The organism is Streptomyces sp. NPDC051987 (genome assembly GCF_040680735.1).
In the GTDB taxonomy this organism is placed as follows: domain Bacteria; phylum Actinomycetota; class Actinomycetes; order Streptomycetales; family Streptomycetaceae; genus Streptomyces.
The window spans coordinates 1-8,964 of sequence record NZ_JBFAXI010000018.1; the positions used below are offsets into that span (position 1 = coordinate 1).

The following is an 8,964-nucleotide window of genomic DNA, read 5'->3' on the forward strand; positions in this document are numbered from 1 at the left end:
CACCGCCCCCGGCGGACGACGACCGGCGCGCCGACGGCCGACGGGCCCCGCAGGAGAGCCGCCCGGGAGGCAGCGGGGCCCCCTCCGACGCGCCGCCGCCGGACGCGGGTGACGTGTACGGCGCCCCCACCATGGCCCGCCCGCTCGACCCGCCGCCCCGCTCGCCACGGCCCCGTCCGGACACGCGGCGGCCCGACGGGTCCCGAGGCGGCCCGAGCGGTGGACCCCCGCCACCACCTCCTCCCCCACCTCCTCCTCCACCGCCACCCAGGCGACCTCCCAGGTGAGCCGGGTGCCGGGCGGGAAGCGGCGAGTGCCGGGCGAGAAGTGGGCGACGGCGGGCCTCGCCATCCGCGCGGCTCACGGCGACCGTGCCGATCAGAGCGACCGTGCGGATGACGACGCCCCCCGGACAGGGCGCCCCTCGTGTGCGTGGCTCGGTGCTGAACCGTGCGTGAGGACGCGGCGGATGCGCGGCAGGCCCCGGCCATGAAGTTCGCACGCACGCTCGCTCGTAGGGCGGAGGCAAGCCGTCCGACACCGGCCCGACACCTATTGTTCCGTGTCCGTCAGGCGGACCACCTGCGCCGCAGGCACTGGGTGCCGGTTACGGTGGTTACACCATGAGCGATCCTCAGACCTCCGAGGTCCCCACTCTCCTCGTCAAGATTTTCGGCAAGGACAGGCCGGGCATCACGGCCGGCCTCTTCGACACGCTTGCCGCCTACATGGTCGACGTGGTCGACATCGAGCAGGTCGTCACGCGAGGCCGCCTGGTGCTGTGCGCGCTCGTGACCCAGCCCCCGGCGGGGCTGGAGGGCGACCTCCGGGCGACCGTGCACAGCTGGGCCGAGTCGATGAAGATGCAGGCGGAGATCATCTCGGGCCACGGCGACAACCGCCCGCGTGGCCTCGGCCGCTCCCTGGTCACCGTCCTCGGCCACCCTCTGACCGCCGAGTCGACGGCCGCCATCGCCGCTCGGATCGCCAAGACCGGCGGCAACATCGACCGCATCTTCCGGCTCGCCAAGTACCCGGTGACGGCTGTCGAGTTCGCGGTGTCCGGCGTGGCGACCGAGCCGCTGCGCACCGCTCTGGCCTCGGACGCGGCCGAGCTCGGCGTGGACATCGCGGTCGTCGCGGCCGGCCTGCACCGGCGGGCGCAGCGCCTGGTCGTCATGGACGTGGACTCGACACTCATCCAGGACGAGGTGATCGAGCTCTTCGCCGCGCACGCGGGCTGCGAGGACCAGGTCGCCGAGGTGACGGCGGCCGCGATGCGCGGCGAGCTGGACTTCGAGCAGTCGCTGCACGCGCGCGTGGCCCTGCTCAAGGGGCTCGACGAGTCGGTCGTGCGGAAGGTGCGCGCCGAGGTGCGGCTGACGCCGGGTGCGCGGACCCTGATCCGCACGCTGAAGCGGCTCGGCTACCAAGTCGGGGTCGTCTCGGGCGGTTTCACCCAGGTCACCGACGATCTGAGGGAGCGGCTGGGGCTGGACTTCGCCCAGGCCAACACGCTGGAGATCGTCGACGGGAAGCTGACCGGCCGGGTGACCGGCGAGATCGTGGACCGTGCGGGCAAGGCGCGGCTGCTGCGCCGGTTCGCCGCCGAGGCGGGCGTGCCGCTGGCGCAGACCGTGGCCATCGGCGACGGTGCCAACGACCTGGACATGCTGAACGCGGCCGGTCTCGGTGTCGCCTTCAACGCCAAACCGGTGGTCCGCGAGGCCGCGCACACGGCGGTGAACTTCCCGTTCCTGGACACGGTGCTGTATCTGCTGGGCGTCACCCGCGAAGAGGTCGAGGCGGCGGACACCCAGGACGAGAGCTGAACCCGTCCGGCCGGGCCGGACACCGGGGCCCGGCACCGCATCCCACGGTGCCGGGCCCTCGTCGTGTCAGGTCAGTGGCGGTCCGCCGGCCCCACGGCTCACTCCGAGGGTGCCCAGTAGTCCGCGAGCGTGGCGACGCCGGGTTCCAGGGCCTTCCAGGAGCCCTCGTGGGTCAGGACGGCGAAGGCGGCGGCGGGAAAGCCCCTGCGGTTCATTCGCTCGCGGACGTCGTCGGCGGCGGCGCCGGCGAGGATCTCCGCCAGGCCGTGCACGCCGGGGTTGTGGCCGATGAGGATCACGGTCTGTACGTCGTCGGGCACCTCGTTGAGCACGGCGATCAGCTCACCCGGCGAGGCCTCGTACACCCGCTCCTCGTAGACGGTTTTCGGCCGGTGCGCGAGCTCGTGGACGGCGAGCTTCCAGGTCTCCCGGGTGCGCACGGAGGTGGAGCACAGGGCCAGGTCGAAGGTGATGCCGCTGTCCGCGAGCTTGCGTCCGGCGACGGCGGCGTCCATTCGGCCCCGCTCAGCGAGCGGTCGCTCGTGGTCGGTCACCTGTGGCCAGTCGGCTTTCGCATGGCGGAAGAGGACAATCCTGCGGGGTTCTGCGACGCTCATGGCACCCAGCTTCGCATGAAACAGGCCATCGGGCGCAGGGAGTTGACATGCGGCTTCGCGCTGCCCGGCGGTACGCGGCTAGCGGTTGACGATTCTCTGGACGCGCTCGAAAAGGTGGGTGACGGCGGGGTCGCCGGTGGCCGCGTGGGCGTCCGCCGGGTTCAGTATGAGGAGCAGCAGGGCGGCGAAGGCGAGCGCGGGGAGGGCGAGCGCCCACCAGGGGAGCCGGATGTCGACGCTGCCCGGGGTCGCCGGGTGGGACCGGGTGTGCGTGGGGGCCGGCATGGTCGCCTCCGTGGGTCTCCGGGGTCTGTCGGCCGCCCTCGCGGCCACACCTCGAAACTACGGAATCCGCGGTCGCCGTCCCATCCGGTGACCCACCCACTTGACCCTGACCCTCACCCCCTAGGGGATGGGGGGCTAGCCCCACCACCGGCCGCGGGGGCGGTGTCGGGCGGGGTCCGGCTGCGGTCAGGGGGACGCGAGGGTCGCGATGACGGCGACGACGATGAAGATGGCGAAGAACGAGCCGAAGACGATCAGCATCTTCTTCTGACCGTTCTGGGGGTTCGGGTCGAGCACTGGCATGGGACCAGTCTGGCACCCCCGGAAGGGAAGGGGCCGGGCGGGGGGCCACGACACGCGCCGGGCGGGGTCAGGGCGCCGTGCCGGCCTCGTCCTCGACCGTGCGGTCGCGGCCCGCCAGGACGCCGACGGCCATCTGCGGGATCATCAGGCCGACCATGAGGGCGATGGGCAGGCCCCAGCCGCCGCTGTGCTGGTAGAGCACGCCCACCAGCAGCGGGCCGGGGATGGAGATGAGATAGCCGGTGCTCTGGGCGAAGGCGGAGAGCTGGACCACGCCCGCCGCGGTCCTGGCCCGCATTCCGACCATGGTGAGGGCCAGCGGGAAGGCGCAGTTCGAGATGCCGAGCAGTACGGCCCAGGCCCAGGCGCCGGAGGCGGGCGCGAGGTAGAGGCCGGCGTATCCGGCGAGGCCGCAGACGCCGAGAGCGATCACGATCGGACCCTGGCGCGGCAGCCGGGTGGCCACGCGCGGGATGACGAAGGCGAGCGGCACGCCCATCACCATGGTGACGGCGAGCAGCAGTCCGGCCGTGCTCGCGGAGACGCCCGCGTCCCGGAAGATCTGGGCCATCCAGCCCATCGTGATGTAGGCGGCGGTGGCCTGGAGCCCGAAGAACACAGCGAGCGCCCACGCGGTGCGGCTGCGCGTGATCCGCAGGGCGGGCGGCTGCCGCTCGGCACGCGCGCGTGCCTCTGACCCTGCCCCGGCAGCCTGCGCCGGTCCCCGGTCCCGGACCAGCGGGACCCAGGGCAGCACCGCGGCCGCCGCGAGCCCCGCCCACACGGCGAGCCCGGGCTGCCAGCCGCCGCCCAGCGCGTCGGTCAGGGGCACGGTCACCGCGGCGGCCACCGAGGTGCCGGCGGCGAGGGCCATCGAGTACAGGCCGGTCATGGAGCCGACCCGGTCGGGGAACCAGCGCTTGACGATGACCGGCATGAGGACGTTGCTGACCGCGATGCCCATGAGGGCGAGCGCGCTGCCGGCCAGGAACCCGGCGGTACCGCCGACGTACGGGCGGATCAGCAGACCCGCCGTGACGGCCGCCATGGCGGCGCAGACCACGGCCGCGGGACCGAAGCGGCGGGCCAGGCGGGGGGCCATGACGCCGAAGACGGCGAAGCAGAGCGGGGGCACGGAGGTGAGCAGTCCGGCCACGCTGCCGCTCATGCCGAGGCCGTCGCGGACTTCCTCCAGGAGCGCGCCCAGGCTGGTGATGGCGGGCCGGAGGTTGACCGCGGACAGCACGATGCCGACGACGACCAGCCGTGTCGCCCACGCGCGCGTGGCGGTCGTCGGGTTCCCTCCGGACACCGCCGGCCGTGCCGCCGTCGGTACCCCGGACGCTGCCGACGTCCGACCGGGCGCAGAGCTCGGGGTGCGGGTTTCCTTGCCTGCCATGAGGACCATCATAGAATCATAGGATGATTGGTTGTCCATCCCCGGGCGGGCCCGACCGCTCCCGGCGACCCCTCGCGTGCGAAGGTGTGTCATGCCTTTGAGCCATCCGCGCCGCTCGGCGCTGTCCGAGCAGGTCATCGCGGCGCTGCGGAACCAGATCACCTCCGGTGAGTGGCCGGTGGGCTCGCGCATCCCGACCGAGCCGGAGCTGGTCGAGCAGCTCGGGGTGGCCCGCAACACCGTCCGCGAGGCCGTCCGGGCACTGGCCCACAACGGCCTGCTGGACATCCGGCAGGGCTCGGGGACGTACGTCGCGGCGACCAGTGAGCTGGCCGGCGTGATGCACCGCCGCTTCGTCGACGCCGACCCCCGGCACATCGCGGAGCTGCGCTCGACGCTGGAGTCGTCGGCCGCCCGGCTGGCCGCGGTCCGCCGGACGGAGAAGGACCTCAGGCAGCTCGACGCCCTTCTGGCGCGCCGCGAGCAGGCCTGGCGGTCGGGCGACGCGGAGGCCTTCGTGACGGCGGACGCGACCCTGCACCTGGCCGTGGTGGCCGCCTCGCACAACGACGTGCTGACGGCGATGTACGCCGACCTCGGCGAGGTGCTGCGGGAGTGGCTGCGCGCCGATGTCGGCGCCGAGCTGACGCCGCAGTCGTACATGGACCACACCCGGCTGGTCGAGGCGGTCCGCGCGGGCGACGCGGACGCGGCCGCCAAGGAGGCGGCGAGCTACCCGTTCCTGTGCCGTCCGGACCGGTTCAGCTCACCTTCTGGTGGCTGATCCACACCGCGCGGACCTCCTTCCAGCAGCGGCCGGCCAGTCGTACGGTCATCGCCGGATCGGTGTCGACCGGGGGGCCGTCGGTGTCGATGTCCCACCACTGGGCGCACTCGATGTGCAGCCGCACCCGGTCGGTGTCCACGTAGGGGTTGTGGCAGTAGGCCACCACATGGGAGCCGCGGACGGTGGTGCGGCAGGAGGCTCCGAACAGCTGCGGGGCCGGTTCGTGACCGCTGGGCACGCGCGCGTGGGACTGCGCGTCGTACGGCAGCGACAGCACGAGAGCGAGGGCCAGGGTCACCGGGGCCAGGCTGCGGGACAGGCGCACAAGGGGACCTCCTCGGCCGGGCTGGGGAGGGACGTCGCGCGGCGGACGCCCGCTCCACGCGTACTCCAGGGTGCGCCGTCCGGGCGGCGACGGCCCGGCAGGTGGGCCGAACGGGTGAGGCCCGCACCCCGGGAAACCGCCGCGGGGTGCGGGCCTCACATCGTCCGTGCCGGTCAGGCGCCGATGGCGTGCAGTCCGCCGTCGACGTGGATGATCTCGCCGGTGGTCTTCGGGAACCAGTCGCTCAGCATGGCCACGATGCCCTTGCCGGCCGGCTCGGGGTCCTTGAGGTCCCACTCCAGCGGGGAGCGGTGGTCCCAGACGGCGGCCAGGTCGCTGAAGCCCGGGATGGACTTGGCGGCCATGGAGCCGATGGGGCCCGCGGAGATGAGGTTGCAGCGGATGTTCTGCTTGCCCAGGTCGCGGGCGATGTAGCGGCTGGTGGCCTCCAGGGCGGCCTTCGCCGGGCCCATCCAGTCGTACTGCGGCCAGGCGTACTGGGCGTCGAAGGTGAGGCCGACCACCGAGCCGCCGTTCTGCATCAGCGGCAGGCAGGCCATGGTGAGCGACTTCAGGGAGTACGCCGAGACGTGCATGGCGGTGGCGACGGACTCGAACGGCGTGTTGAGGAAGTTCCCGCCGAGGGCGTCCTGGGGGGCGAAGCCGATGGAATGGACCACGCCGTCGAGGCCGCCGAGCTCCTCGCCGACGAGGTCGGCCAGGCGCGCGAGGTGCTCGTCGTTGGTGACGTCCAGCTCGATGACCTTGGTGGGCTTCGGCAGCTTCTTGGCGATGCGCTCGGTCAGCGTGGGCCGCGGGAACGCGGTGAGGATGATCTCGGCACCCTGCTCCTGGGCCAGCTTGGCCGCGTGGAAGGCGATGGAGGACTCCATCAGCACACCCGTGATCAGGATGCGCTTGCCCTCAAGGATTCCACTCATGGTGATCAGTGACCCATTCCCAGTCCGCCGTCAACGGGGATGACGGCTCCAGTGATGTACGAGGCGTCGTCCGAGGCGAGGAACCGCACCGTCGCGGCGACCTCCTCGGGCTGCGCGTACCGGCCGAGCGGCACCTGCGCCACGATGCCGGCGCGCTGCTCGTCGGTGAGCACCTTGGTCATGTCGGTGTCGACGAAACCGGGCGCGACGACGTTGAAGGTGATGTTGCGCGAGCCCAGCTCGCGGGCGAGGGAGCGCGCGAAGCCGACCAGGGCCGCCTTGGAGGCGGCGTAGTTGGCCTGACCGGGGCCGCCGTAGAGGCCGACGACCGACGAGATGAGGACGACGCGGCCCTTCTTGGCGCGCAGCATGCCGCGGTTGGCGCGCTTGACCACCCGGAAGGTGCCGGTGAGGTTGGTGTCGACGACCGAGGTGAAGTCCTCCTCGGACATGCGCATCAGGAGCGTGTCCTTGGTGATGCCGGCGTTGGCGATCAGGACCTCGACCGGGCCGTGGGCGTCCTCGATCTCCTTGTAGGCCTGCTCCACCTGCTCGGAGTCGGTGATGTCGCACTTGACGGCCAGGCAGCCGAGTTCCTTGAGGTCGGTCGGCGGCTCACCCGAGCGGTAGGTGATGGCGACCTTGTCGCCGTTGTCGGCAAATGCGCGGGCGATGGCGAGGCCGATGCCCCGGTTGCCTCCGGTGACGAGAACCGAGCGGCTCAACGGATCACCCTTTCGTTCGGTCTGGCACCCGCCCGAACAGCTGGCATGACAGGCGGCTTCATCAAAAACCTATCGGTCCCGACATCACGGCGGGCAAGCGGGCACCGACAGTGGCTGAGGAGTGTCGCTGTCGGGTCCCTACAGAAACGCGCGACGCCGGACCGAAACCTGTGGTCCGCGCACCCGCGGGCGCGACATGATCGGACGGACAGGCCACGACAGCAGGGAGACCTCCGTGCCTCATTCCATCGACGAAGCCTTCACGGCGCTTCCGCTACGGGCCCTGGCCGACGCCGCGCTGGCACGCGCGCGTGCGCTGGGGGCCGAGCACGCGGACTTCCGGTTCGAGCGGGTGCGCAGCGCGTCCTGGCGGCTGCGGGACGCCAAGCCCGCCGGGTCGTCGGACACCACCGACCTCGGGTACGCGGTCCGGGTGGTGCACGGCGGCACCTGGGGGTTCGCGTCGGGGGTCGACCTGTCCCTCGACGCGGCCGCCAAGGTCGCCTCCCAGGCGGTGGCCATGGCGAAGCTCTCGGCGCAGGTGATCAAGGCGGCCGGGTCCGACGAGCGGGTGGAGCTGGCCGACGAGCCCGTGCACGCGGACCGGACGTGGGTCTCGTCGTACGAGATCGACCCGTTCACCGTGCCGGACGAGGAGAAGTCGGCGCTGCTCGCGGAGTGGAGCGCGCGGCTGCTGGCGGCCAACGGCGTCAACCATGTCGACGCCTCGCTGCTCACCGTGCACGAGAACAAGTTCTACGCGGACACGGCCGGCACCGTGACGACCCAGCAGCGGGTGCGGCTGCATCCGCAGCTGACGGCCGTGTCGGTCGACGAGTCCAGCGGTGAGTTCGACTCGATGCGGACCATCGCACCGCCGGTCGGCCGCGGCTGGGAGTACCTGACCGGCACCGGCTGGGACTGGGACACCGAGCTGGAGCAGATCCCGGAGCTGCTCGCCGAGAAGATGCGGGCGCCGAGTGTCGAGGCGGGCCTGTACGACCTGGTGGTCGATCCCTCCAACCTGTGGCTGACCATCCACGAGTCCATCGGCCACGCCACCGAGCTGGACCGCGCGCTCGGCTACGAGGCCGCCTACGCCGGCACCTCCTTCGCCACCTTCGACCAGCTGGGCAAGCTCAGGTACGGCTCCGAGCTGATGAACGTCACCGGGGACCGCACCGCCGAGCACGGCCTGGCGACGATCGGGTACGACGACGAGGGTGTCGAGGGGCAGTCCTGGGACCTGGTGAAGGACGGCACGCTCGTCGGATACCAGCTGGACCGGCGGATCGCGAGGCTGACCGGCTTCGACCGCTCCAACGGGTGCGCCTACGCCGACTCCCCCGGGCACGTCCCCGTGCAGCGCATGGCCAACGTGTCCCTGCAGCCGGACCCGGCCGGACTGGCCACGGAGGACCTTATCGGCGGGGTGGACCGCGGTATCTACGTGGTCGGCGACCGGTCCTGGTCGATCGACATGCAGAGGTACAACTTCCAGTTCACCGGGCAGCGGTTCTTCAGGATCGAGAACGGCCGGATCACCGGGCAGCTGCGGGATGTCGCCTACCAGGCGACGACCACCGACTTCTGGGGCTCCATGGCCGCCGTCGGCGGCCCCCAGACATACGTCCTCGGCGGCGCCTTCAACTGCGGCAAGGCCCAGCCGGGACAGGTCGCCGCCGTCTCGCACGGCTGCCCCTCGGCCCTCTTCAAGGGCGTCAACATCCTCAACACCACGCAGGAGGCC

Annotated in this window: 10 protein-coding genes; 3 read left to right on the forward strand and 7 right to left on the reverse strand. The window is 71.9% G+C overall.

Translation table 11 applies throughout. From position 1 onward, the window contains the following. Positions 1-623: 623 nt before the first annotated feature. Positions 624-1,832, forward strand: a complete 1,209-nt coding sequence (serB, locus tag AB0M11_RS12570) for a phosphoserine phosphatase SerB (protein WP_365704335.1) — start codon at positions 624-626, stop codon at positions 1,830-1,832. A 98-nt stretch (positions 1,833-1,930) separates the two neighbouring features. Here serB and AB0M11_RS12575 read toward each other — a convergent pair whose 3' ends face one another. From AB0M11_RS12575 to AB0M11_RS12590, 4 genes are all read right to left on the reverse strand, one after another. Further along, positions 1,931-2,449, reverse strand: coding sequence for a histidine phosphatase family protein (locus AB0M11_RS12575; protein WP_365704337.1), 519 nt, complete (start codon positions 2,447-2,449; stop codon positions 1,931-1,933). Between the two features lie 78 nt (positions 2,450-2,527). Then, positions 2,528-2,734, reverse strand: a complete 207-nt coding sequence (locus AB0M11_RS12580; RefSeq protein ID WP_365704339.1) for a hypothetical protein — start codon at positions 2,732-2,734, stop codon at positions 2,528-2,530. Between the two features lie 186 nt (positions 2,735-2,920). Beyond that, on the reverse strand, positions 2,921-3,037 hold the full coding sequence (locus tag AB0M11_RS12585; protein ID WP_365704341.1) for an SGM_5486 family transporter-associated protein: 117 nt from the start codon (positions 3,035-3,037) through the stop codon (positions 2,921-2,923). Between the two features lie 67 nt (positions 3,038-3,104). After that, the gene (locus tag AB0M11_RS12590; protein ID WP_365704343.1) at positions 3,105-4,448 is read right to left on the reverse strand and encodes a CynX/NimT family MFS transporter; all 1,344 of its coding nucleotides are present in this window, start codon (positions 4,446-4,448) and stop codon (positions 3,105-3,107) included. Between the two features lie 79 nt (positions 4,449-4,527). Between AB0M11_RS12590 and AB0M11_RS12595 the strand changes: the two genes are divergently transcribed. Then, complete coding sequence (locus tag AB0M11_RS12595) at positions 4,528-5,220, forward strand: FadR/GntR family transcriptional regulator (protein WP_365704345.1); 693 nt, start codon at positions 4,528-4,530, stop codon at positions 5,218-5,220. On the opposite strand, the gene AB0M11_RS12600 is transcribed toward AB0M11_RS12595, so the two are convergent. The 3 genes from AB0M11_RS12600 to fabG form a co-directional block, all read right to left on the reverse strand. Beyond that, entirely contained in the window at positions 5,198-5,548 is a 351-nt protein-coding gene (locus tag AB0M11_RS12600; RefSeq protein WP_365704347.1) for a hypothetical protein, read from the reverse strand. The genes AB0M11_RS12595 and AB0M11_RS12600 overlap by 23 nt on opposite strands. 173 nt (positions 5,549-5,721) lie before the next feature. After that, positions 5,722-6,489 carry an enoyl-ACP reductase FabI gene (gene fabI, locus AB0M11_RS12605; protein WP_365704349.1) on the reverse strand — a complete coding sequence of 256 codons (768 nt, stop codon included), beginning with the start codon at positions 6,487-6,489 and terminating at the stop codon, positions 5,722-5,724. Positions 6,490-6,494: 5 nt separating this feature from the next. Then, the gene (gene fabG, locus AB0M11_RS12610) at positions 6,495-7,214 is read right to left on the reverse strand and encodes a 3-oxoacyl-[acyl-carrier-protein] reductase (RefSeq protein ID WP_365704351.1); all 720 of its coding nucleotides are present in this window, start codon (positions 7,212-7,214) and stop codon (positions 6,495-6,497) included. Positions 7,215-7,449: 235 nt separating this feature from the next. Here fabG and AB0M11_RS12615 point away from each other — a divergent pair. Further along, on the forward strand, positions 7,450-8,964 hold a 1,515-nt coding region (locus tag AB0M11_RS12615; RefSeq protein WP_365704353.1), incomplete at its 3' end, for a TldD/PmbA family protein.

What these genes read in the sequence shown, in the direction of transcription:
- AB0M11_RS12580 (WP_365704339.1), bottom strand. Translation starts at nt 2,734, where the DNA reads ATGCCGGCCCCCACGCACACCCGGTCCCACCCGGCGACCCCGGGCAGC.
- AB0M11_RS12585 (WP_365704341.1), bottom strand. Translation starts at nt 3,037, where the DNA reads ATGCCAGTGCTCGACCCGAACCCCCAGAACGGTCAGAAGAAGATGCTG.
- serB (WP_365704335.1), top strand. Translation starts at nt 624, where the DNA reads ATGAGCGATCCTCAGACCTCCGAGGTCCCCACTCTCCTCGTCAAGATT.
- AB0M11_RS12595 (WP_365704345.1), top strand. Translation starts at nt 4,528, where the DNA reads ATGCCTTTGAGCCATCCGCGCCGCTCGGCGCTGTCCGAGCAGGTCATC.
- AB0M11_RS12575 (WP_365704337.1), bottom strand. Translation starts at nt 2,449, where the DNA reads ATGAGCGTCGCAGAACCCCGCAGGATTGTCCTCTTCCGCCATGCGAAA.
- AB0M11_RS12590 (WP_365704343.1), bottom strand. Translation starts at nt 4,448, where the DNA reads ATGATGGTCCTCATGGCAGGCAAGGAAACCCGCACCCCGAGCTCTGCG.
- fabI (WP_365704349.1), bottom strand. Translation starts at nt 6,489, where the DNA reads ATGAGTGGAATCCTTGAGGGCAAGCGCATCCTGATCACGGGTGTGCTG.